We start from the raw sequence: 23813 nt of genomic DNA, 5'->3' as shown, positions 1-23813 counted from the left end.
CAATGGGTAAATATTTTGGTACTGACGGTGTGAGAGGGATAGCGAATACAGAGCTTACCCCAGAACTTGCATTTAAACTAGGCCGTTTTGGTGGTTATGTTCTAACAAAAGATGTAGAAAAACCAAAGATTTTAATTGGACGGGATACACGGATCTCTGGATACATGCTCGAAGGAGCGCTCGTTGCTGGTCTGCTTTCTATAGGGGCTGAAGTCATGCGTCTTGGCGTCATTTCAACACCAGGCGTAGCTCATTTAACAAAAGCTCTTAGCGCACAAGCAGGAGTCATGATATCCGCTTCTCATAACCCGGTTGGCGATAACGGCATCAAATTTTTTGGACCGGATGGATTTAAATTATTGGATGCGCAAGAAGCAGAAATCGAGGCTTTAATTGACAGTGATGAAGATCATGTTCCTCGTCCGACTGGTGCTGATTTAGGTATTGTGAGTGATTACTTCGAAGGTTGTCAGAAGTACCTTCAATATCTGAAGCAAACAGTGGATGAAGACTTTTCTGGTCTTCATATTGCGCTTGATTGTGCTCACGGTGCTACATCGTCTCTTGCGGCTCACTTGTTCGCTGATCTTGAAGCTGATATTTCTACGATCGGTACAAACCCAACAGGTACGAATATTAATGACGGGGTTGGATCGACGCACCCAGAGACACTAGCTAAATTTGTGAAAGAAAAGAATGCTAATGTAGGCTTTGCATTTGATGGAGACGGAGATCGTCTTATCGCTGTTGATGAAAATGGAGACATTGTTGATGGCGACCAGATTATGTTTATCTGTGCTAAATTCATGAAAGATCAAAAGCGTTTGCGTCATGATACGGTTGTTTCCACTGTCATGAGTAATCTTGGATTCCATAAAGGGATGGAAGAGTCAGGTGTTACTTCGCTACAAACGAAAGTAGGCGATCGTTATGTAATGGAAGAAATGCGTAAAGAGGGCTACAACCTTGGGGGAGAGCAGTCTGGACACATTATTTTCCTTGATCACATTACAACAGGTGATGGCATGCTCTCAGCGCTTCAGCTTGCTAACATTATGCAAGTAACCAACAAACCGCTTTCGGAGCTTGCTGGCGAAATGAAAAAATATCCTCAATCTCTTGTGAATGTAAAGGTGACGGATAAAAACAAAGTGGATTCAAATGAGCGCATTCAAGAAACCATTCAGCAGGTAGAAAGTGATATGAACGGCGAAGGTCGCATTCTCGTTCGTCCATCTGGAACAGAGCCGCTTGTACGAGTAATGGCGGAAGCACCTACGAAAGAGCTTTGTGATGAGTACGTTAATCGCGTTGTATCCATGGTGAAAGAAGAACTTGGCGCATAATCGACAAAAATAAAGATTTTGTACGAAAGGTATGCATGTGCAGCACAAAATAGCTGCATGTGCATACTTTTTTATATAGAGAATTTTTTTCTATTAAGATGAGGCAAAATAGAGCTATCTAGAATAAGAGCGACTTATTCTAAGAAAAAAAGAATTGACCATCTTTTTACAATTGATATAATATAGAAGTGTGTTTGGTTTTTATTCTAGAAGGGAAAGAGAGGGAAGTTAGGTTACTTTGAAAAAAAGCGCCTGGACTGTTTTTCGAACGGAAGAAAACAGTTGACGAGGAAGAGGTTTATCGATTATCGGCGGATACCTCTCGATTGCTTCACCACAATCGCATGGTTTTGTGAAAAACAGAGAGGTGACTTTCTGAACAAAAGCAAAACTATGGTGACAAAATAGCAATTAATCGGAAAAGAAGGGGCAGGTCTGCCCCGATGTACACCTGCTCCTTCAATTGAAGGAGGACTTTTACATGTGCGGTATTGTTGGATATATTGGAAATCAAGACGCTAAAGAAATTCTATTACGAGGTCTGGAGAAGCTTGAATACCGAGGGTATGACTCTGCGGGTATTGCGCTTCTTAATGACGGGGGTCTTCACCTCTTTAAAGAAAAAGGTCGCATTGCCGATCTAAGAAAAAGGGTGGATACTAGTGTGGAAGCAACAGCGGGTATTGGACATACACGTTGGGCAACACACGGTGAACCAAGTCAGGTAAATGCTCACCCACATCAGAGCACAACTGAACGTTTCACTCTTGTTCATAACGGAGTAATTGAAAACTATCAACAAATCAAACGTGACTTCTTATCCGAAGTTGATTTTGTAAGTGCAACAGATACGGAGGTTGTTGTTCAACTGATCGCACGTCTTGTTGAAGACAATAACATGTCTGTTGAAGATGCTTTTCATCAAACATTGAATGAACTTCACGGTTCTTATGCACTTGCACTCATTGACAATCATAATCCAGAAACGCTATACGTAGCGAAAAATAAGAGTCCGCTTCTAGTTGGAATCGGCGATGATTTCAACGTTGTAGCAAGTGACTCAATGGCTATGCTTCAAGTAACAAGTAAATTCATCGAGCTAATGGATGAAGAGGTAGTCATCGTCAAACGTGATTCAGTTACAATTAAAGATATGAATGGAAACGTTATGGAGCGCGAGCCATTCACGGCTGAAATTGACGCTAGTGATATCGAAAAGGGCACATACCCTCACTACATGCTGAAAGAAATTGACGAGCAGCCGCTTGCGATTCGGAACATCATTACGAAGTATAAAGACGAGAATGATAACATCAAGCTTGATGAAGATATTCGTGAAGCGATGAAAGAAACGGATCGCATTTACATTATTGCATGTGGCACAAGCTACAATGCAGGTCTCGTTGGGAAACAGTTAATCGAAAACATTGCAGAAGTGCCGGTTGAAGTGCACATCGCAAGTGAGTTCCTATATAATATGCCGCTTGTTTCAGCGAAACCACTCTTTATCTTTATTTCACAAAGTGGTGAAACGGCAGATAGTCGCGGTGTCCTTGTGAACGTGAAGAAGAAAGGGTTTAAATCTCTTACCATCACGAACGTTCCTGGATCCACGCTATCTCGTGAAGCGGATTACACGCTGCACACGCATGCAGGACCTGAGATCGCGGTTGCATCTACAAAAGCCTACACTGCACAAATGGCTGTGCTAACACTGCTTGCTGTTGATACAGCACAGGCGAAAGGCATGAAACTTGACTTCAACCCAATTCAGGAGCTTGGAATCGTTGCTACTGCAATGGAATCCATGATTGACCAAAAAGAAATGATTGAAACAGTTGCTCGTAACTTCCTATCTGTTACGCGTAATGCGTTCTTTATTGGCCGCGGTGTGGACTATTATGTCTGTCTTGAAGGTGCGCTTAAGCTTAAAGAGATTTCTTATATTCAAGCTGAAGGCTTTGCTGGCGGTGAGTTGAAGCACGGTACGATTGCACTTATCGAAAAAGGCACGCCTGTGATTGCACTTGCAACACAGAAGCATGTCAATGGAAGCATCCGTTCCAACGTACAGGAAGTGGTTTCCCGTGGTGCATCTCCATGCATTATCTCTCTTGCAGGACTTGAAGAAGAAGGCGACACCATTGTCCTTGATGAAGTGCATGAGCATCTTACGCCACTCGCTTCAGTTGTGCCGCTTCAGTTGCTTGCTTACTATGCAGCGCTGCACAGAGAATGCGACGTTGATAAGCCAAGAAACCTAGCTAAATCAGTAACGGTTGAGTAAAGGCAATTCATTCTTAAAGGCCCATTCCTCTTAGAGGAATGGGCCTTTATATATGGGAGATTTATAAAAGTGGGTATTGGTACAACCTCTTTTTCTTCTTACTCATACTATAGGAGTAAAAGTGTAGAAAAGGAGTAATCAAAAGTTGAAAAGAAGTCTTAGCTGTCTTTGTAGGCGATTTAAAAACATTACTCCTGGAACATTTATTATTGTTACCTTAAGGAGTGGAATCGCGCTTCCTCTTACTTTTCTAAGCCTAAAGGATCAATGTGTTTATGGAGTATCTCCTAATGGGGATTCCTTAGTACTGGATTGTAACGATGTACTATCGATCTCTTTCCCTCCAGGTGGAGAAACCTGTATTGTAGCTGTATCGGTGCCAGCAGTCATTAATTGTACGGATACAATTCTTGGAGAAGTTACATGTAACGGAATTCCTATTCCAGGTGTTTCTGTTAGCCTTACTGATAATTTAGGATTGGCAAGCTTTGCACCAAATCCTGTGGTCACAGATCAAAACGGTCAATATTCAACTACAGTCTTCATTCCAGCTGGCACTGACGAGACGACGATCCTTATTACAGCAGAGGCAACAGTAGGACAGAGCCTTGTAACGAGAACGCTCTCAACCGTTGTTTCTTGTCCGCTTCAGACTTGTACCATTGACCTATTTACTTCAACAAGTCCAATTACATGCGCAGGTCTTGTAGAAGGAAGAATTGCTTGTAACGGTCAGCCAGTTGATGGAGTACCTGTTACGCTAACAAGTAGTAGTGGCGCAGTTACGTTTAACCCCGCTGGTGTGGTGACAGACTCGGAAGGGGATTTCGCAACAGGTGTGAACATTGCCAGTGGTACTTCGCTTACGAATGTTACGATTACAGCGTCAGCACCTGGTCTTAGTTTAACGACGAACGCTACTGTTAATGTCGTTTGTCTTAACACCTGTTCCATTACAGGTCTAACCGTTACACCATCTCCAGTGGTTGCTTGTACTGGAACCATTTCAGGTACGTTTGTCTGTAATGGCATGGGCGTTTCTGGCGCGACAGTAACCTTTGTTGAGGATCCAAGTGCCGGTCTCTCCATCCCGCCTACAACCACTAATGCAAGTGGATTTTTCACTCAAACGATTACGGTTCCAGATGGCACCTCTTTGACCTCAGTCGTTATTATGGCTACCGCCGTATCAGGTCTTAACTCAGCTTCTGCTGAAGTGGGTGTGGAAGTCGATTGTCCAATACCTGAACCTCCTTGTCCTTGTAAGTTTTTAATTGGGGTGGCAGGTGGAAGTGCGCCAGCTACTGCTACGCTAACAAGACCGGGCGTTCCTCCTTCTATACTTGCCGGTACAATTAATGTCTCAGCTGTACAGTGTTACACTGCAGGACCAAACTGTAATACAGCTGTAGACAGCTTTAGCGTATCATTCGCTTCAGGAGGCACGACATTTAACCTTACTCAAGGTCGTCGTATACGCATCTCTTGTACTGGTAACACCCAGGCAACTCTTGAAGGTAGTGCTTTAGCAAGTGGAACTTCAGGGTTAACAGGAATATTTGATGTCTTCATTAGCATCTCTCTTACTGGAGGGATTGCTACGTGGACGGTCTCAGCTAACAATGGAACAGGTTCTACGTTTACTACAACTTTTACTTCTGCCGTTACTCCTCAAACCTTTATTGGGAATTGTAGCGACAGACCGTAATAACAATTGCGGGATAAACTTATTCATAACGTGTAGGGCTGAAAAGCTTACACGTTTTTTATGTATTCATCTAGTCCTTACATAAATTTCAGCTAAATTTCATTTCTTCTTGCTATCTTTTGTAGAAAGTATGTTGGAGGGATGGAAATGAAAAGACAGACAAGCGTGAAGTGGTTTTCGGGTGTAACCGCTGCTGTAACGGCAGCTTCATTTATTGGGTTTGTACAAACTCATTCCCCTGATGTGAACGCTCATTCTAATGAAACAGAGGTTAGTTATACAGAAGAAGGCGATCGTTATCAAAGTCGAAGCAGTGAAGGGCGAGGTTTTGAATTTGATGCCAATAGTGGGAGCGACCAGGATGAAGAGCAATCAAGTCAAGGTTTTGAACCTTCTGAACGAAGGACGACGCATTCATGAGTAAGAAGGTAACATTTCCTTGTATGGGAACTACTTTCCGTGTTGAAGCTAGTAATGCTTTAGCAGTAGAGAGTTGGCTTTATAAGGTAGAAAAGAACTATTCGCGCTTTAGAGAAGAAAGTGAGCTATCTCAGGTGAATCAATTGGAGATCTCTGAGGAATGGGTTCCGATTTCTCAAGAGTTTTACGATATTTTACACTTAGCTGAAGGGTATCGGCTTAGTACGGATTCTTTTTTTAACCCATATCTTGGTGAGCAATTAGGGGCTCTAGGATATGATAAAACCTTTTCGGATTTGAGCAAGAGTGGGTTTGAACAAAAGATAATCAATAAACCTTTAAAAGAATCGCCTCTCTTGTTTCACTCTGAGAAAGCAATGATCAAAAAGAAGAAGGATGTTTCTATCGATCTTGGTGGTTTTGTGAAAGGGTGGAGCGTAGATGAAGTCTATTGTATGACAAAAGGAAAGGAGCGGTTTATCGATGGAGGAGGAGATCTTCGTTTTTCATTTGAAAAACCTATTGTTATCGGAGTGATCAATCCTTTTCGTTTTGACACGGATGTTGTGCGATTGAGAATGAGCACTGGGGCTATGGCTACATCCAGCGTTGCCCATCGTCGCTGGCAAACGACAGATGGCGAGGTACATCATTTATTAAACGGCCGTACTGGAAAAAACTCTGTTTCAGACGTTGTACAAGTTACGGTGCTTGGAGCAAATGTTCGAGAAGCAGAAGTGTATGCAAAGGTGCTTTGTATGATGGATGTAGCATCTGCGGAAAACTGGATTGCAGATAAAAAATTAACGATTGCAGCTATACTGATTACTAAAAACCAAAGGATAGTCATGACAAAAAATATCAAAGATTATTGTGAAGGAGTGGAAACGGCATGGTCTTGACAACGTGGGAGTGGACGAGAGCTTCTGGCCTTACGTCGTTTGTTTTGTTGTTTTTCTCTATATTTGCTGGACTTTTGCATAGCTCGCTCACTTTAAAAAAGGAGTGGAAAAGTCGGTTGTATTTCTTTCATCAAACCACAGGTTGGCTTGGCTTTTTAGTAATCGTATTTCATGCCGTGATCTTACTATATGATCGGTATGTTAGCTACGAGTGGTATGAAATATTTGTACCATTTATGTCTGATGAGCACCGAGTCTTGAATGGAATAGGGACGCTTGCTTTTTATGGAGTCTTTCTCATTTTACTTTCTTCGGATATGATGAAGAAAGTAGGGAGATCAGTGTGGAAAAAGATTCATTTATTTTCATTACCAGCTTATCTCCTTGCTCTTATTCACGGTGTCTTAATTGGCACTGACGCTACATCTTCACTGGTGCTAATGATTTATGTTGCTACGTCAGTTCTCATAACCGCTACATTCCTTTATAAAAGAATGCGTATGGCGTTCAAGAAGAGGACGGTGGTTCAGGAAGGATGATTGGGAATGAAACTATTACTTGCAGAAGATGAAGCGAAACTAGGTCGTCTTCTCGTCCATAAGTTAAAGAAAGAATTTCATAAAGTGGATTGGGTCATGGATGGCCAATCGGCTCTCGATTATGCGATGGCTGAAGTGTATGATGTTGTCATCCTTGATTGGATGATGCCAGAACTGACAGGAGAGGAGGTATGCACAGCACTTCGAAAAGAAGGTTGTGGTGTATCCATTCTCATGTTGACGGCTAGAGATAGCGTTGATGATCGGATCGTTGGCCTTGATTCTGGAGCGGATGATTATGTTGTAAAGCCATTCGATTTTAATGAGTTGTTTGCCCGGATTCGAGCGCTTGCAAGGCGCTCAGTAAAGACCTTCCAAGAAGATATTATTCGCGTAGGGTCTTTGGAGTTAAATCGAACTGCTCACTCTCTACAGGTATTTGAAGAACACGTTTTACTGACCTATAAAGAATATCAGTTACTAGAATTTCTAATGGCAAACGCAGGGCGGGTGCTTACAAGAGAACAACTTATCGATCGTATATGGGGATTCGATGCGGATGTGTCAAATAACAATCTTGATGCGCTGGTCAAGTTAACACGGAAAAAGCTTAAAGATGCAAAAGCTGACAAAGCGATACAAAGTATTCGAAATGTAGGGTATCAAATCGGATGATGGATATGGTAAGAACAACCAAACGACGATTAATGTGGTTCTTTGCTTTTTTAACCATGCTTTTTCTACTGTTCTTTGTAGTGGTGACTTATCTAACTGTTTCTCGATCAATAATGAGTGATCAGGAAGAAAAGGTCGTAGACATGATCTCTGAAGAATCATTATCTCGCCTTATACATGAAGCGGGTGAACCACACGAAAGACCTTTTGATCATAACCTCTTTGCCGTTGTCGGAACTTCTGGGAATGTACTTGAGAAGCATGGGGAGGGTATTGAGGCAATGATTGATGGTTGGACACCTAACATGCTAGAAACAAAAGAAGTTGACCAAGAGAATCGAGAATACTTGTTTGCCGGTAAACCTGTAAGAGATGTAGGTTATGTCTATAGTGGGATTGATGTGACAGAGCAAAAGAGAGTGTTAAATCGTCTTTTTATGGTTCTTCTCATCCTAACGATTTTGTTTACTTTTGCCGCTACTCTGCTCTCTTCTATTATGGCCGGTAAAGCGATTAGACCAGTCATTAAATCAGCTGAGAGGCAGCGTGAGTTTGTCAATGACGCTTCGCATGAACTTAGAACGCCGCTTAGTATTCTATCAGCGGGCTTCGAGATCCTTGAGGAAGAAAAGGAGCGACTTTCAGATTTCTCAAAGCAAACAATGGATGATTTGTCAGGTGAAGTGAGACGCATGAGTTCACTTGTAAATGACTTGCTCGTCCTTGCCCGAGCTGATTCTGGAAAATTGGTATTCGAGAAGAAGGTTATAAATTTAACGAACCTCGTTTCACGTTCCATTCGTTCTTTTTCAAGAATAGTAGAAGGGGACGGGATGTCTCTAACGAGTGATTTGAAAGAAGAAGTTTATTTAAAAGGGGATGAAGAGCGCCTTCAACAGCTCCTTTATTTATTGTTAGATAATGCACATAAATATAATGTGCAGAATGGCCATATTTATGTCTCTTTAAAAGAAGCAAACTCAGAGGTGATTTTGACCGTTGAAGACGAAGGAATAGGAATAGCACCAGAGCACCAAGAAAAAATATTTGAGCGTTTTTTCCGTGTCGATCTATCACGGTCTCGTGCTCAGGGTAGCAATGGCATTGGACTTTCAATCGCTGCTTTCATTATAGAAGCCCATAATGGAAGGATTTTATTGGAAAGTAAGGTGGGTCAGGGATCTTGTTTTACAATTATTTTGCCTGGTCTAAGTGATCAACAGTAAACGATGTTAGTAAAATTATAAAATACTTACAAACATGTCCGAATACAATGATACGAATACGAGGAAGGGTGGAGGCGTATGAGTATCTTTGTAAGCTACATATTGTTAGGACTATCCCTTTCAGCTCCAATGGGGCCAATTAATGCTGCCCAGCTCGACAGGGGGATACGATTTGGGTTTATGAATGCCTGGTTAGTAGGATTTGGGGCAATGGTAGCGGATGGTGTCTTTATGATGCTCATTTATTTTGGACTTGCTCATGTCATTGACACGCCGTTTATCAAAACATTTCTTTGGCTGTTCGGTTTTTTTGTTTTAACGTACACAGGAATTGAAAATATCGCAAAGGCTAATTCGTTTGGATTTGAACAGAAGGTTGGGCGTCATGAAACAAACCGGAAATCATTTCGAACTGGTTTTTTTATCGCCATTTCTAATCCATTGAATATTTTATTCTGGCTTGGCATATATGGTTCAATCCTCGCTCAAACATCTAGTATGTTTGGGACAGCTCAGCTATTTCTTTATAGTACAGGTATTTTTTTGGGGATCACGTTTTGGGATCTCACGATGGCGAGTGCTGCAGCAGGGGCACGTGCATGGGTGAATGCACTTATATTGAAGCGAATATCGATCTTATCGGGTATGACGTTAATTGGATTTGGTCTTTATTTCGGTATGCAAGCCGTTAAGATGTTCGTAGGATAGACTGGCACCTCTTTTTGTCCCTCCTAATAGGATAACGCGTGTAGTGTTAAGGAGGGATTCGGTTTGGAATTATATACGAAATCGTGGATGGATGAACATGGAAAAGAAATGGAAGATTGGCACCGGATCGTATATGCTCAGTTTGGCGCAATGTTAGAGGATGGTGAAAAGCCTTATCCCTGCATTCCTGGTAAGCAGGGCTTTCATCAGGATCATTTACGCTTTGGATTTGTGGAAGACCCAACAAAGAGTATGGCCAGTGTTCAGTTAGCTACTTTGTTAAAAGAATACGGTGAAGTAGCGAGGGATACAGGTAAATATGCTTCTCTCGTTGTTTTTTTTGATTCAAGAACATTGGTAGGAGATGTTGATCAGTATCAATCTTACTTTTGGTCGCTTTTAAACAAGGTTCATGAACTTGATGAGGAACCCTGGCCAGCAGATATCCCTACAGATCCGCATAATCCTAAATGGGAATTTTGTTTTAATGGAGAACCCTACTTTGCGTTTTGTGCAACGCCTGCCCACCAAATTCGAAAGAGTCGTCAGTTTCCTTGTTTTCTGATCGCTTTTCAACCAAGATGGGTTTTTGATGAAATCAATGCGGAAACAACTTTTGGTCAAAAATTAAAAAAAGCGATTCGACAGCGATTGGTTTCTTACGATGGGATCCCAGCACATCCCGCCTTAAAGTGGTACGGACAGCAAGATAACTATGAATGGGAACAATATTTTTTATCAGATGACGAATCGTCGCTTTCCAAATGTCCTTTTCATGCGATGAAAAACAAGTGGAAGAGCATCCGCTCTTAACTGCGTTTTCTCTTCCATTTTATAAAGGTAGCCACGGCAATGAGAAGTAGAAAGCATAGGCTTACAAAAAAACCAGCCCTGCTCATACGGTCAAATAACGTTCCTGAAATAGCCGTAGCGATTAGGAGTACGCCGACCCCTATTTTTATATGATCTTTAAACCTCATCTTGGTTAGTTTTCGATAGGAAAAAAGAATGAACATCCAATTGTAGAGAAGCATTAAACCAGCAGCTGTCGTTAAATACTCGAAAATATTTTCTGGTAAAAGTAGCGCAACAACAATTGAAAGTAAGACGACTAGAGTCGTTAGGCCAAAAGCAGGAAGAGGAATCTTCCTGCTTTTTTTTGCAAAAAATGCCGGTGCATCCTCTTCTTCAGCAAGCGTTACAAGCATGGTCGTGACAGCATAGAGAGAAGCGACCATGGTGGAAAAACCAGCAATAATGAGAATCGCATTAAACACATGCGGCACCCAGGGAAAATCAAACTGAGTTAAAGCTGTTAAAAATGGACTTTCATTCGGATCAATGCTTTTGATTGGAGTGAGTTTTAACACAACGAAGAAAGACATAACATAAAGAATGGTTAAGACGAACAGCATGATCTTTCCAGCTTTAGGGGCATTTTTAGGGTCTTCAAGCTCATTTGCCATCAATCCCATCACTTCAATGCCGCCAAACGCATAAAACGCGTAAACAAGAGCAACCCAGAGTCCCATTGTGCTACCTGAAAAGAAGTGTTTGGAGGTGATGTGGATGTCAACCTGACCTTTCTCTGGCTCAAGCCATCCAAGTAAGGCAGCGGCTCCAATTGCAAGAAACATGATAATAGCAGCAATCTTCATTATCCCAAACGCGTTTTCCATCTTTTCTACGAGTTGAACACCGATAAGAATAACGATAAGTCCAAGTGAAGCGAATACGGAGGCTGTGAGCCACAAAGGAACTTTCGGAAACCAGAATTGGGCAAATAGCGCAAGAGCAGTTAGTTGGCTGCCCATAATGAGCATTTCAGATGACCAGTAAACCCAACCATTGCTAAAGCCTGCCCATGGTCCAAACGCTTGTTTTGCATATGTACGAAAAGAACCTTCTTCTGGATGGTGGGCAGTTAACTTCGCGAGTGCCTCATAAACAATCCATGTCCCAATGGCAGCCAAAAAATAGGCGAATAATACGAGATAGCCTGCTTTTTCAATCGTGATACTAGAACCAAGGAAATACCCGGTCCCTATGATACACCCTACCCCGATGAATGACATTTGCCACCATGTTACTTTCTTTTCGTGATTTGTCGATTTACCCATCTTTGCAACCCCCTCTTATCTTCTTTAGTTTGAGAATCGCTGACAGTGTTTATGTGTGTTTAGGAAATTGGCGAATCTTTTCTCTGAACGGGGAGAAAATAAGGAGACTATGTATGATAAAGGAGTTTAGTCGAATGGACATCCATCCGAACTGTTGGAATGAATATGGAGAATTAAAAGTGGTTGTTGTTTGCTCACCTTCCCATTTAGATGTGCCAGATCAGCAAACGGCTAAAGACGTGCAGTGGGAAAAAGCGGTTAAACAAAAGAAAGCACGAGAAAATCATGAAGAAATGATTCGGGCAATGGAGGATGCTGGTGTTCGAGTGATTGATTATTCGGTTCATTTATCACGAGAAGAGCTTTTACTAAATGAAAAATTAATCAATCGTATTTTTGTTCGTGATCTTGCTTGTGTATTTGGGAACACAGTTCTTCCGGGAGCAGCTGGAACTTCCATGAGGCGACCTGAGTATTTTCAAAGTCATCGGCTATTTCAACAATGGTTTGATCGTAAAACGTTTCGTATGGAAGCTAATAATAACCTGAAGGCGCTTGAATATGGCGATGCGATGGTACTTAATAAGGATGCAGTATTTATTAATTCAGGCATTCGGACAAGCATTGAAAGTATAGAAGCTCTAAAAGAAAGTATCTTTAGAGCTGGATTTCAGGAAATTGGGGTCATTGATCTTCCGAGACGTCCTGATACAATGCATCTTGATATGAATTGTAATGTAGCAGGCGAGAATGTCTTTATAGGTAAAAGCTATTTGAGCTATCTTCCGGTACAGGTTGTCACGGAGAATTCTTTTCGATATGAAATGACGGGAGATTTTCTTGAGCGTCATGGATTTGAAGTCGAATGGACATCAGAGGTCAAACATACTGTTGCAGATATTAACTTCTTAAATCTAGATCCTGAGACCTTACTGATTAGTACGAAAGCAAATAAATCAATCTTTAAGAATCATGCCACTCTCCGTAAAAAAAAGCTGATTGAGATCGATGTAGATGAGTTAGAAAACGGGGGTGGGGGAATTCGTTGCATGACATTACCGCTTGAAAGAGTGTGAAAAAAGAAATGCCATTTCACTCTATATCCATAAAAGAATCCCTCAACTATGTGGGATTCTTTTAATGTGTTTTGGTTGACTGTAATACCTAAGGGGGGTATATTGGTGGTAAGTTAAATTAGAGGAGATGATGGTATTGACTGATGAATTAAACATCCCTTTACAGCCGGACAAAAAGCCAACTGAACTGAGAACAGATGAAGAGAAGCAGCAGCTTCAGAACCGTTTGAAGCGTATCGAAGGTCAAATACGCGGGATTCAGAAGATGGTAGGCGATGATCGGTATTGCGTTGATATCCTTATTCAGCTTTCTGCCATTCAGGCTGCCTTAAAAAAAGTGGGTTACACGCTTCTTGAACGTCACACGAAAACATGTGTTGCTAATTCGGTTCAAGCAGGTAATGGAGATGAGCAAATCGAGGAATTAATGAAGGTGATTCAGCAGTTCTCTAAATAAAGAGGTGAGCCAGATGGAATCGAAAAAACAACTCTCACTCGATGTGACAGGGATGACCTGTGCGTCCTGCTCATCAAGAATTGAGAAGGTATTAAATAAAATGGATGGCGTCGAAGCAAATGTTAATTTAACGATGGAAAAAGCAACGATCTCGTACGACGACGATAAAGTGAACACAGAAGACATCGTAGGGAAAATTGAAAAGTTAGGCTATGGTGTCCGGAAAGAAAAGGTAGAACTTGATATTCACGGCATGACCTGTGCAGCTTGCTCGACAAGAATTGAAAAAGGCTTAAATCGTACGAAGGGTGTTGAGCTTGCTTCCGTTAACTTAACAACAGAGTCTGGCGTTGTCGAGTACCAGCCAGGAACAGTGTCAGTGGATGAACTTCTGCAGAAGGTGAAAAAGCTCGGTTATGAAGCAGTGGTTAAAGAAGATCGTGAAGATCAAAAAAGCCATAAAGATGAGGAAATTAAAAAGAAGAAACGTCGCTTATTGATTTCGTCTCTTCTTTCTCTCCCGCTTTTATTAACGATGCTTGCCCATTTACCTGGCGATGCATCGGTCCCGGTTCCTCCTCTTCTGATGGAACCATGGTTTCAGTTTCTTTTAGCAACACCTGTTCAATTTGTGATAGGGGCTCCTTTTTATACTGGTGCTTATCGCGCATTAGTAAATAAAAGTGCAAATATGGACGTTCTGGTTGCGCTCGGGACTTCAGCGGCTTATTTTTACAGCGTCATTGAAGGCATTCGAGATTATTTAACGGCTGGGTACAGTCCATCCCTTTATTTTGAAACAAGTGCCATTCTGATTACGCTCATTTTAGTTGGAAAGTTATTTGAAGATCTAGCAAAAGGGAGAACGACGCAAGCCATTACGAAGTTACTAAATCTTAAGGCCAAGGAAGCGAGTGTTATTCGGAAAGGTGTTGAAGTGAAAATACCTGTTGATCAGGTACAGGTTGGCGAGCGAATCGTTGTTCGCCCGGGAGAAAAAATACCTGTAGATGGTATCGTCGAGAAGGGAAATTCATCCGTAGATGAGTCCATGATTACAGGTGAATCCATTCCTGTTGAGAAAGAAGTAGGCGCAAGTTTGATTGGCTCTACGATAAATGAAAATGGGACGTTAACCATGCGGGCTGAAAAAGTAGGGAAAGATACTGCACTTGCTGGAATCATTAAAATTGTTGAAGAAGCGCAGGGCTCAAAGGCACCGATCCAACGTTTAGCAGATGTAATTTCAGGCATATTTGTACCTATTGTGGTAGTCATCGCCGCGATGACGTTTTTAATTTGGTATTTCCTTGTTGATCCCTACAATTTACCCCAGGCGCTTGAAGGGGGAATTGCTGTGCTCGTAATCGCATGTCCATGTGCGCTTGGATTAGCTACACCAACGTCTATTATGGTTGGGACCGGAAAAGGAGCTGAGCAAGGTATCCTGTTTAAAGGTGGTGAATTTCTAGAAGCCACTCATAAAATTGATGCCATTTTGCTGGATAAAACCGGTACGATCACAAAAGGAAAACCAGAAGTGACGGACTTTGTTGCTTTCAAAAACGACGAAACAACAGTGCTCGAGCATCTAGTTGCCGCTGAGATGGCATCCGAGCATCCTCTAGCAAGATCGATTGTTCAGTATGGTGGAAATCAGAAGATAATTGTAACTGAAGCTGAACAATTTCAAGCTATTCCTGGTCACGGCATTGATGCAATTGTGAATGGAAACAAAGTTTTAGTGGGGACTCGAAAGCTGATGGAACGAGAGCAAATCGTTTATACTGATTATGAAGAACAAATGACAGTATATGAAAATGCGGGAAAGACAGCAATGTTTGTAGCCTTTGATGGTCGGGTTCAGGGGATGATTGCTGTAGCAGACACAGTGAAAGAAACGTCTAAAAACGCTATTGAGGAAATGCGCTCGCTTGGAATCGATGTGTATATGATTACAGGCGATAACAAACGCACGGCTGAAGCTATTGGCCAGCAAGTAAATCTAAACGGAGTGTTTGCTGAAGTGCTTCCTGAGGAAAAGGCTACTAAGGTGAAAGAGTTACAAGGAGAAGGCAAACGAGTGGCGATGGTAGGGGATGGCATTAATGATGCGCCAGCTCTTGCAACAGCTGATATAGGCATGGCAATTGGTACCGGTACTGATGTCGCCATTGAGACAGCAGATGTTACACTTCTTAGCGGCGATCTTGAAAATATTCCGAAAGCAGTTCAGTTGAGTCGTAAAACAATGCGAAATATTCGTCAGAATCTTTTCTGGGCGTTATTCTATAATTCAATTGGCATTCCAATTGCAGCTGTAGGTTTGTTAGCCCCATGGGTTGCCGGAGCTGCTATGGCCTTTAGCTCTGTATCGGTCGTAACCAATTCTCTTCGTTTGAAACGAGTGAAACTATAATTTATTGGGAGGAGAATCATGATGGAACAAACAACATTAAAAATCGAAGGTATGACCTGTGATCACTGTAAAGCAGCAGTCACCAATGCCTTACAAGAACTTGAAGGTGTATCAGAAGTTGAGGTAGATGTAAAAGCAGGTACAGCAAAAGTAGCCTTCGACTCTTCTAACGTTTCGATTTCTGAAATGAATGAAGCGGTGGAAGAACAGGGGTATGATATTGTTTAAATAAAAAGGCGGAAGAAAGGGTCAAACCTTTCTTCCGCTTTTTTATTATACATATGTTGTTCTCTCCATTAATAAAATGCGCTAATAGGACAAGTGGATCTATACGCCTTATTGATGGAGGGATGCAATCATGATGACATCACTATTCACTCTTTTTATGATAGGTTTTGGAGGACTTATGATTGGCTCGTTTGCTGGGAGAATGGCCTTTACCTATTATGAACATCGTCTTGAAGCTCTTTACCTCATTTGCGGTGGGATGCTTATTGGTGTCACTTCGCTTGAGTTAATACCAGAAAGTATTCGTACCTATTCATTTTGGGCCCTCCTAGCAGGGGCTTCATTGGCGGTTTTTGTGTGTGTCTGGACCGATCAAGCCATACATATGAAGTACAGTGAAATGAGCTATCTACCAGTGATAGCTTTCGTTCTTGCCATTATTTCTCACAATGTTCCTGTTGGCGTCGCGCTTGGAATGACATTAAAGGAAGGGATTGGTGAATCGTTGTTTCTTGCCCTCTTCATTCATCATTTACCAGAAGGAGTGGCGCTTTACATACTAATGAAAATGAACATGATTCATCGCATTGTTTTGATCATCACAGCCAGTGTTATCACCATCGTTTTAACAGCCGCAGCGTGGTTCGGAGGTATCTCGGATCATTCAAGTTTGATTAACGGGATATTTATGGGTATTGCGATCGGTTCTTTGTCCTATGTCGCCATTCACGAAATGATTGGCAAAGTGGTTGGAAAAGTTTCAAAGAGAGAGTTGTACTTGTATACATGTCTGGGAATACTTCTATTATCTTTCTATCTTAAAGTGGCTCATAAATTCTTTTGACAACGTGCAAAAGATTCAGTAAAATTGTACATAGGCTAATATGAACACATGCTCATATATTGAATAGAATAGATCAATAAGCGAAGAAAGGAGTGAATCACGATGGAAGAATATCGACTTAAGGGCTTATCTTGTCCCAACTGTGCTGCAGGCATGGAACAACAGATTCAAAAGCTTGAATACGGCGAATCGGCTCAAATCCAATACAATTCCGGTAAATTAAAAGTAGATAAAAGAGTGAATCTTAAGCAGGTGGAGAAAATCCTTGATTCCGATCATGCTTCTATAGTGAAAGAAGAGGATGAGCATGCGCATGAACATTCTCACAACCATTCCAACATCAAATGGCTACTAGGCATCTCAACCGGCATCTTTCTTGTCGCGCTTTTTTTGGATACCACTACAGCGATTACGGCCGTTCCATTTTATCTTGTTGCGATTATTTTAAGTGGCTATCAAACATTCGTGAAAGGACTTCGCAACTTAACGAAACTTACATTTAATATCGAAACCTTAATGACAATTGCGTTAATTGGTGCTGTTTCCATCGGAGAGTGGAAAGAAGGAACGCTAGTTGCGATTTTATTTGGATTAAATGAATACTTAGAAGGACTTGGTATGGAGAAGGCAAGAAAATCGATGGAATCCCTTCTTCAAATTGCACCGAAAGAAGCGCTTCTAATCACAGGTGGAAAAGAACATGTTGTTGCGATTAACGACCTTCAAGCGGATGATCTTGTACTTGTTAAATCTGGTGCCAAAATTCCTTCAGACGGGGTTGTGGCAGCGGGATATAGTTCAGTAAATGAAGCTGCCATTACAGGAGAAGCGATGCCAGTTGAAAAAAACGTAGGTGAATCTGTTTTTGGTGGAAGTATCAATAATGAGGGTATTCTCCACGTTAAAATAACGAAAGCCTATGAAGATTCTTCCCTCGCCAAAATATTGCATTTAGTTGAAGAAGCACAAGAAACGAAGACACCAACTGAATTATTCATAAACCGTTTTTCCAGATATTACACGCCGATTATCATGGTTATCTCAGCTTTAGTGATGCTTGTTCCGCCTTTATTCTTTGGAGGGATTTGGACTGATTGGTTCTATCAGGGGCTTGCTGTATTAATTGTGGGTTGTCCTTGCGCCCTTATACTGTCGTCACCTATAGCGAACATCTCCGGTATTACGAGAAATGCGCGTAACGGCATCCTTGTAAAAGGGTCGGTTTATCTTGAACAGCTCGGTAAAATTGATACGCTTGCTTTTGATAAGACAGGGACACTTACAAAAGGCTTTCCATATGTTGAAACATATGAAAACTATAGTGATGAGAAGTTTTTATCGGTAGCAGCTGCAGTGGAGAAGCATTCTTCGCATCCGTTGGCTAAAGCCATCATGAAGAAAGTAGCTGATTTTCCTTACCGTGAATTTGAAGCAACCAACGTTGAAACAGTCTCAGGGCAAGGCGTTATAGCAGATGTTGGTGGAATAAAATATTGGGTAGGAAATGAAAAAAGCGTTCAGCACGTAACGATTCCTGAGAATGTCCAAACATCAATCGATCAGATGAAACGTGAAGGGTTAACGCTTGTCATTGTAGCGGATGAGAAAAAGATTCTTGGTCTGTTTGGTATAGCGGATGAAATCAGAGAGGAAAGTCATTCTGTTATTCAGGCACTTCATCAGGCGGGAATTAAGAACACGGTCATGCTAACGGGGGATCATGAGAAAACAGCCGAGAAAGTGGCAAATCGTGTTGGGGTACGTTCTTATTTCGGCAGTCTTTTGCCTGAAGACAAAGTCGCTAAAGTGAAAGAATTAACAACCAAAGGTAAAGTAGCCATGATTGGTGATGGGATTAATGATGCACCAGCTCTTGCGTCAGCTGATCTTGGGATAGCAATGGGGAAAGGAACGGATAGCGCGATTGAAACAGCAGATATCGTTTTAATGCAGGATCATCTAGGGAAGCTACCAGAAGCGGTTTCGATTGCTAAGCGTGTCAATCGCACGATTCGTCTCAATATTGCGCTAGCCCTTGGTTTGAAGCTCATTGCCCTGCTGCTTACAATTCCTGGATTATTAACACTTTGGATAGCTATTTTGTCTGATATGGGCGCAACAATTCTTGTGACCTTAATTAGTTTAACAATTTTATGGGAGCGGAAAGAAAAAGATAAACGAATGATAGAGAAGGAAGTTGAACCTCAGCATTCGTAAAACCTCTGGGAATCCAGAGGTTTTTTTTATGGATGTTGTAGAAAATGAACCTGAAATCAAGTTGTTAAAAGGTGTTTATTTAATCATGTCAACAAGTGTTGCGCCGAATTTGCATTTTGATTTCATTGTATATGATCCAAAACGCTCGTAAGATAAGAACTACAGAAAGTCGCACATAGGGATATGAGTCCTATAAAAGTGATCCTCTATTAAAATTCAGTTTACAACTGAACAAACAAAATGAAAACGCTTTTAATGTGCAGATGAAAAGGAGGATATACGATGAGTGAACAAAACGCAGAGAAATCTGGATTCAAAGTAAAAGTTCAGCGGTTCGGAAGTTTTCTAAGCAGTATGATCATGCCAAATATAGGCGCGTTTATTGCTTGGGGACTGATTACGGCTTTATTTATACCTACAGGATGGACGCCAAATGAGAGCTTAGCTGAGTTAGTAGGTCCAATGATTACTTACTTGCTGCCTCTATTAATTGGTTACACTGGTGGTAAAATTGTCCACGGTGGTCGAGGCGGAGTAGTTGGTGCTACAGCTACAATGGGTGTTATCGTCGGAGCAGATATTCCGATGTTCCTAGGTGCGATGGTTATGGGGCCTCTTGGTGGGTACGCGATTAAAAAATTTGATCAGGCGATTCACGGAAAAATAAAGTCTGGTTTTGAAATGCTGGTCAATAACTTCTCCGCTGGTATCATCGGCGGTATCTTAACAATACTAGCATCTATAGCTATTGGACCGGTTGTATTAGGTCTGAACAAAGCATTAGCAGCAGGAGTACAAGTGATTGTTGATGCAGGACTTCTACCTCTTGCAAGTATTCTAATTGAACCAGCGAAAGTACTCTTTTTAAATAATGCCATTAACCATGGTATTTTGAGCCCGCTTGGTATTGAGCAAGCAGCTAATACTGGGAAATCAATTCTCTTCTTATTAGAATCCAATCCTGGTCCGGGACTAGGGATTTTACTTGCATTTTGGTTTGCTGGAAAAGGATCTGCAAAACAAACGGCGCCTGGTGCAGCAATCATTCATTTCTTTGGTGGTATTCATGAAATTTACTTCCCGTACATCTTAATGAAGCCAGCTCTTCTATTAGCAGCCATACTTGGTGGAATGAGTGGCGTCTTTACCTTAACAATTTTCGGTGCTGGGCTAATTGCACCGCCTTCGCCAGGAAGTATCTTTGCACTAATGATTATGACACCTCGCGGAGGGTATCTTGGTGTACTAGCGGGCGTCGTTGTTGCTACCGCTGTTTCTTTCCTTGTGGCATCCTTTATTCTTAAACGCTCAAAAGATAGCGGAGAAGATATTTCAGAAGCCACTGAAAAAATGGAAGCAATGAAAGGGAAGAAAAGTAGCGTATCATCTAACTTAAAAACAAATACAGAAGAAGCTAAAGAAGAAAAAACATCTTCTTATGGTCAAATCGCTAAAGTCGTTTTTGCCTGTGATGCTGGAATGGGATCATCTGCAATGGGGGCATCTGTATTGCGTAACAAATTCAAAAAAGCTGGATTAACAGACATTGAAGTTACAAATACGTCAATTAGCAACCTACCTAACGATGCTGATCTAGTGATCACCCATCAGGATTTAACCGATCGTGCGAAGAATAAGCTTCCAGAAGCAAATCACATTTCGGTTAAAAACTTTATGAACAGTCCAAAATATGATGAGCTTGTATCTGAATTAACTTCTGCAGGTGAAACAGCAGTGAAGCGAGAAGAACCAGTACAAGTGGAAAATAACGAAATTAATAAAGTCGTCTTTGCATGTGATGCTGGGATGGGATCTAGTGCCATGGGCGCTTCCGTTCTTCGTAATAAGTTTAAAAAAGCGGGACTAGAGGATATTGATGTATCAAATACATCGATTAGTAACTTACCTGATGATGCCGACTTAATTGTCACGCACCAGGACTTAACCGACCGTGCAAAAGCGAAACGTCCTAATGCTGAGCATATTTCAGTGGCAAACTTTATGAATAGCCCGAAATACGAAGAGCTCGTTGAACGGTTAAAAAAATAGGTAAAGCTGGAATTTGAGGTGAACCACGTGTTTATTTCAGCAAGAGAACGGCGGATTTTACAGTTCCTTTTAGAGAGCAACGATTCCTATACAGTGAAAGGGGTCGCTCAAGAACTTGAGGTTAGTGAACGAACAGTTCATCGAGATTTAGTCGGTGTAGAAGATATTCTGACACAGTATAATTTAACCTTAAAAAAGAAAGCTGGAGTAGGCATTCAAATTGATGGTGAAGAATCTAGTCGATCTGAGTTAAAAAGCGATCTAGTTGATCTAACCATCACAGAATATACGCAACAGGAAAGGGAGACGCTGATTCTATGCAAACTTTTAGAATCAGCTGATCCTATTAAGTTAGTAGGTTTAGCAAATGATTTAAGAGTGACAGTGGCAACGATCAGTCATGATTTAGATAGAGCGGAAGAATGGCTTGAAAGTATGCAGCTTTCATTAACACGTAGGCGAGGGTATGGCGTGCAGGTGGAAGGGAGTGAAGCCCTGAAGAGGCATGCTATGAGCTCCTTACTTGCACTTGAGTTCAATGATTCGGATTTTTTTACATTATTAAAGAAATCTATACAAAAAAAATCTCAAGGACATGTTCTTGAATCTGCTTCCGAGCGATTGCTGGGGTTAGTTGAACGAGATAAGCTTTTGACAGTTGAGACAATCGTAGATGATGTCAATAATGAACTCCCTTATACGATCGCTGACAGTGCCTATATTGGATTAATTGTCCACATGACATTGGCTGTTGAGCGTATTCAAAAAGGGGAGAAAATTGAGATTGACGAAGAGTATTTAGGAACTTTGAAGACTACGAAAGAGTTTGGTTTTGCTGCTATAATTGCTACAAAACTTGAAGAATCTTTTAATGTCTTAATACCGGAAGCTGAGATTGGTTATATTACGATGCATTTACGGGGAGCAAAGTTAAGAAACACTGGAGATTACTATTTAGAAGAAACCAATTATCCCATCCTCTTGAAAACAAAGAAGTTAATCCGCTACGTAGATCAGCATCTCAATGCGGATTTAGAAACGAATGAATCACTTTTAGAGGGGTTAGTGACACATCTCGGTCCTGCTACGCATCGCGTTAGGCAGAACATGAATATCCATAATCCTTTACTTACAAAAATAAAAGAAGATTATGCTGACTTATTCGACCTAATTAAAGAAGCGTTAAAAGAAATTTACCCGGGCGTATCTATTCCTGACGAAGAAGTTGGTTTTCTCGTTCTACACTTCGGATCAGCTCTTGAGGGTCGCCATCAACATCATGAGGTGAATATTCTTGCCATATGCTCAAGTGGGATCGGCACCTCCAAAATGCTAGCAACTCGGTTGAAGCAGGAGCTACCAGAAATACAGACGATAAAAAGTGCTTCCTTATTTGAACTCCAAGATGAAGACCCTGAAGGTTATGACCTGATTGTTTCCACTATCCCTCTACCTCAATATGAGGGCGAGTATATAAAAGTGAATCCTTTTTTAACAGAAGAGGAGACAACGCGCATTCGCTCGAAACTTCAAAAAAAGTCGATGATGAAAAAAAGAAACACAGTTGAGAAACCTAAAAAGGAGAAGGAATCTTTATTTCATTCAAACGATGAAGCGAAACTCTGGTTTCGTAGAGCTGAAATATATAGCACGACTGTTTCTTCGGTAATAGACTTATTTCGAGTAAATCAATTTGAACACAGAGAGATAGAAAAGCTATTAGATGCAGAGTGTTGTCGTTTAGAAGCCCTTCATGCGATTCGTGATTCATCGGAGGTTAAAGAGGCGCTACTGAAGCGAGAATCCATTAGTGGAGTGGGGATTCCCGAGACGTCACTTGCGTTGTTTCATACGAGGGCACCTGGAGTGAAGAAGCCTGTGTTTACAATTAGCAGATTAATGGAACCTATTCAGAGAAAAGCAATGGATGGTTCTCTCATTGATATGGACTCTGTTCTTTTACAACTAGCACCGGAAGATTCACCGATGGAAAGTATTGAGATCATGAGCTACATTAGTTCTCTTATCATTGAATCAGATGAAAGCATCGCGCTTTTTTCGGAGAGCAATCAAGAGTCAATTGGATTGTACCTCGCCAATAAAATGAAAAGTTATGTAGAAAAACAATTAGGATTAAAAGGAGACGATTAAGATGGCAAAAGAAATTCTATCAACAGAAAATGTATTACTAAATGAGACAGCAGCAACAAAAGAAGAGGCAATCCGCATGGCTGGTCAAATTCTAGTTGATAACGGATATGTGGACGAAAGCTACCTTGAACAAATGCAAGAACGTGAAAAAATAACAACAACTTACATGGGTAACTCAGTTGCGATTCCACATGGCACTGAAGATGCTAAGAAAGCAGTAAAGCATTCAGGGCTCTCGATCATCCAGCTTCGAGAAGGTGTTAATTTTGGAGATGGCAACATTGCGAAGATTATCATTGGTATTGCGGGTAAAGACAATGAACACTTAGAGATCCTTTCTCAAATTGCCATTGTTTGTTCTGAAGAAGAAAATGTAGAAGAGTTGATTCAAGCGGATTCCAAAGAAACGTTAATTTCCATGTTTAACGAGGTGAATTAATC

The 23813-nt window shown here is 41.3% G+C and carries 21 protein-coding genes and 1 pseudogene; 21 read left to right on the top strand and 1 reads right to left on the bottom strand.

All coding sequences use genetic code 11. From position 1 onward, the window contains the following. The first annotated feature begins 2 nt into the window (after window positions 1–2). The 10 genes from glmM (at window position 3) to PQ511_RS20480 (ending at window position 10624) form a co-directional block, all read left to right on the top strand. Window positions 3–1346, top strand: a complete 1344-nt coding sequence (gene glmM / locus PQ511_RS20525; protein ID WP_273853854.1) for a phosphoglucosamine mutase — start codon at window positions 3–5, stop codon at window positions 1344–1346. A 481-nt stretch (window positions 1347–1827) separates the two neighbouring features. Further along, on the top strand, window positions 1828–3633 hold the full coding sequence (gene glmS / locus PQ511_RS20520; protein ID WP_273853853.1) for a glutamine--fructose-6-phosphate transaminase (isomerizing): 1806 nt from the start codon (window positions 1828–1830) through the stop codon (window positions 3631–3633). 145 nt (window positions 3634–3778) lie between these two features. Further along, complete coding sequence (locus PQ511_RS20515) at window positions 3779–5341, top strand: hypothetical protein (RefSeq protein WP_273853852.1); 1563 nt, start codon at window positions 3779–3781, stop codon at window positions 5339–5341. Window positions 5342–5488: 147 nt separating this feature from the next. Then, entirely contained in the window at window positions 5489–5761 is a 273-nt protein-coding gene (locus PQ511_RS20510; RefSeq protein ID WP_273853851.1) for a hypothetical protein, read from the top strand. Further along, a complete protein-coding gene (locus PQ511_RS20505; RefSeq protein ID WP_273853850.1) occupies window positions 5758–6663 on the top strand; it encodes an FAD:protein FMN transferase in 906 nt (301 codons plus the stop codon). The genes PQ511_RS20510 and PQ511_RS20505 overlap by 4 nt, the downstream gene beginning before the upstream one ends. Next, window positions 6654–7202, top strand: coding sequence for a ferric reductase-like transmembrane domain-containing protein (locus PQ511_RS20500; protein WP_273853849.1), 549 nt, complete (start codon window positions 6654–6656; stop codon window positions 7200–7202). Before PQ511_RS20505 ends, PQ511_RS20500 begins: the two co-directional genes overlap by 10 nt. A gap of 6 nt (window positions 7203–7208) precedes the next feature. Beyond that, window positions 7209–7877: a response regulator transcription factor gene (locus PQ511_RS20495; RefSeq protein WP_273853848.1), complete on the top strand. Its 669-nt coding sequence runs from the start codon at window positions 7209–7211 to the stop codon at window positions 7875–7877. A gap of 5 nt (window positions 7878–7882) precedes the next feature. Further along, complete coding sequence (locus PQ511_RS20490; protein ID WP_273853847.1) at window positions 7883–9103, top strand: sensor histidine kinase; 1221 nt, start codon at window positions 7883–7885, stop codon at window positions 9101–9103. Between the two features lie 78 nt (window positions 9104–9181). Then, window positions 9182–9811 carry a LysE family transporter gene (locus tag PQ511_RS20485; protein WP_273853846.1) on the top strand — a complete coding sequence of 210 codons (630 nt, stop codon included), beginning with the start codon at window positions 9182–9184 and terminating at the stop codon, window positions 9809–9811. Window positions 9812–9874: 63 nt separating this feature from the next. Next, a complete protein-coding gene (locus PQ511_RS20480) occupies window positions 9875–10624 on the top strand; it encodes a YqcI/YcgG family protein (protein ID WP_273853845.1) in 750 nt (249 codons plus the stop codon). Here PQ511_RS20480 and PQ511_RS20475 read toward each other — a convergent pair. Continuing rightward, the gene (locus PQ511_RS20475) at window positions 10621–11931 is read right to left on the bottom strand and encodes an amino acid permease (RefSeq protein ID WP_273853844.1); all 1311 of its coding nucleotides are present in this window, start codon (window positions 11929–11931) and stop codon (window positions 10621–10623) included. The genes PQ511_RS20480 and PQ511_RS20475 overlap by 4 nt on opposite strands. Window positions 11932–12044: 113 nt before the next feature. On the opposite strand from PQ511_RS20475, the gene PQ511_RS20470 reads away from it, so the two are divergent. The 11 genes and pseudogenes from PQ511_RS20470 (at window position 12045) to PQ511_RS20425 (ending at window position 23811) form a co-directional block, all read left to right on the top strand. Further along, a complete protein-coding gene (locus PQ511_RS20470) occupies window positions 12045–13007 on the top strand; it encodes an arginine deiminase family protein (RefSeq protein ID WP_273853843.1) in 963 nt (320 codons plus the stop codon). A 130-nt stretch (window positions 13008–13137) separates the two neighbouring features. After that, window positions 13138–13464 carry a metal-sensing transcriptional repressor gene (locus PQ511_RS20465; RefSeq protein WP_273853842.1) on the top strand — a complete coding sequence of 109 codons (327 nt, stop codon included), beginning with the start codon at window positions 13138–13140 and terminating at the stop codon, window positions 13462–13464. A 13-nt stretch (window positions 13465–13477) separates the two neighbouring features. After that, on the top strand, window positions 13478–15883 hold the full coding sequence (locus PQ511_RS20460; protein ID WP_273853841.1) for a heavy metal translocating P-type ATPase: 2406 nt from the start codon (window positions 13478–13480) through the stop codon (window positions 15881–15883). Window positions 15884–15904: 21 nt separating this feature from the next. After that, entirely contained in the window at window positions 15905–16111 is a 207-nt protein-coding gene (gene copZ, locus PQ511_RS20455) for a copper chaperone CopZ (protein WP_273853865.1), read from the top strand. A gap of 130 nt (window positions 16112–16241) precedes the next feature. Then, window positions 16242–16955, top strand: coding sequence for a ZIP family metal transporter (locus tag PQ511_RS20450; RefSeq protein WP_273853840.1), 714 nt, complete (start codon window positions 16242–16244; stop codon window positions 16953–16955). 102 nt (window positions 16956–17057) lie between these two features. Continuing rightward, window positions 17058–19172 (top strand): heavy metal translocating P-type ATPase, encoded by a 2115-nt coding sequence (locus tag PQ511_RS20445; protein WP_273853839.1) that lies wholly within the window; start codon window positions 17058–17060, stop codon window positions 19170–19172. 28 nt (window positions 19173–19200) lie between these two features. Further along, window positions 19201–19323 carry a hypothetical protein gene (locus tag PQ511_RS20440; protein ID WP_273853838.1) on the top strand — a complete coding sequence of 41 codons (123 nt, stop codon included), beginning with the start codon at window positions 19201–19203 and terminating at the stop codon, window positions 19321–19323. 131 nt (window positions 19324–19454) lie between these two features. Then, window positions 19455–20885: pseudogene (locus PQ511_RS20435) on the top strand (PTS mannitol transporter subunit IIBC); the annotation flags it as partial. A 21-nt stretch (window positions 20886–20906) separates the two neighbouring features. Beyond that, window positions 20907–21221, top strand: coding sequence for a PTS sugar transporter subunit IIBC family protein (locus PQ511_RS23805; protein ID WP_430622293.1), 315 nt, complete (start codon window positions 20907–20909; stop codon window positions 21219–21221). Between the two features lie 18 nt (window positions 21222–21239). Next, entirely contained in the window at window positions 21240–23372 is a 2133-nt protein-coding gene (locus PQ511_RS20430; RefSeq protein WP_273853836.1) for a BglG family transcription antiterminator, read from the top strand. A 1-nt stretch (window position 23373) separates the two neighbouring features. Beyond that, window positions 23374–23811, top strand: coding sequence for a PTS mannitol transporter subunit IIA (locus PQ511_RS20425; protein ID WP_273853835.1), 438 nt, complete (start codon window positions 23374–23376; stop codon window positions 23809–23811). Window positions 23812–23813 lie beyond the last annotated feature (2 nt).

This window comes from Guptibacillus spartinae (assembly GCF_028610625.1).
Classification (GTDB): Bacteria; Bacillota; Bacilli; order Bacillales; family Guptibacillaceae; genus Guptibacillus; species Guptibacillus spartinae.
Note: the sequence above shows the minus strand (reverse complement) of the source record. Positions and strands in the feature narration are given on the sequence as shown.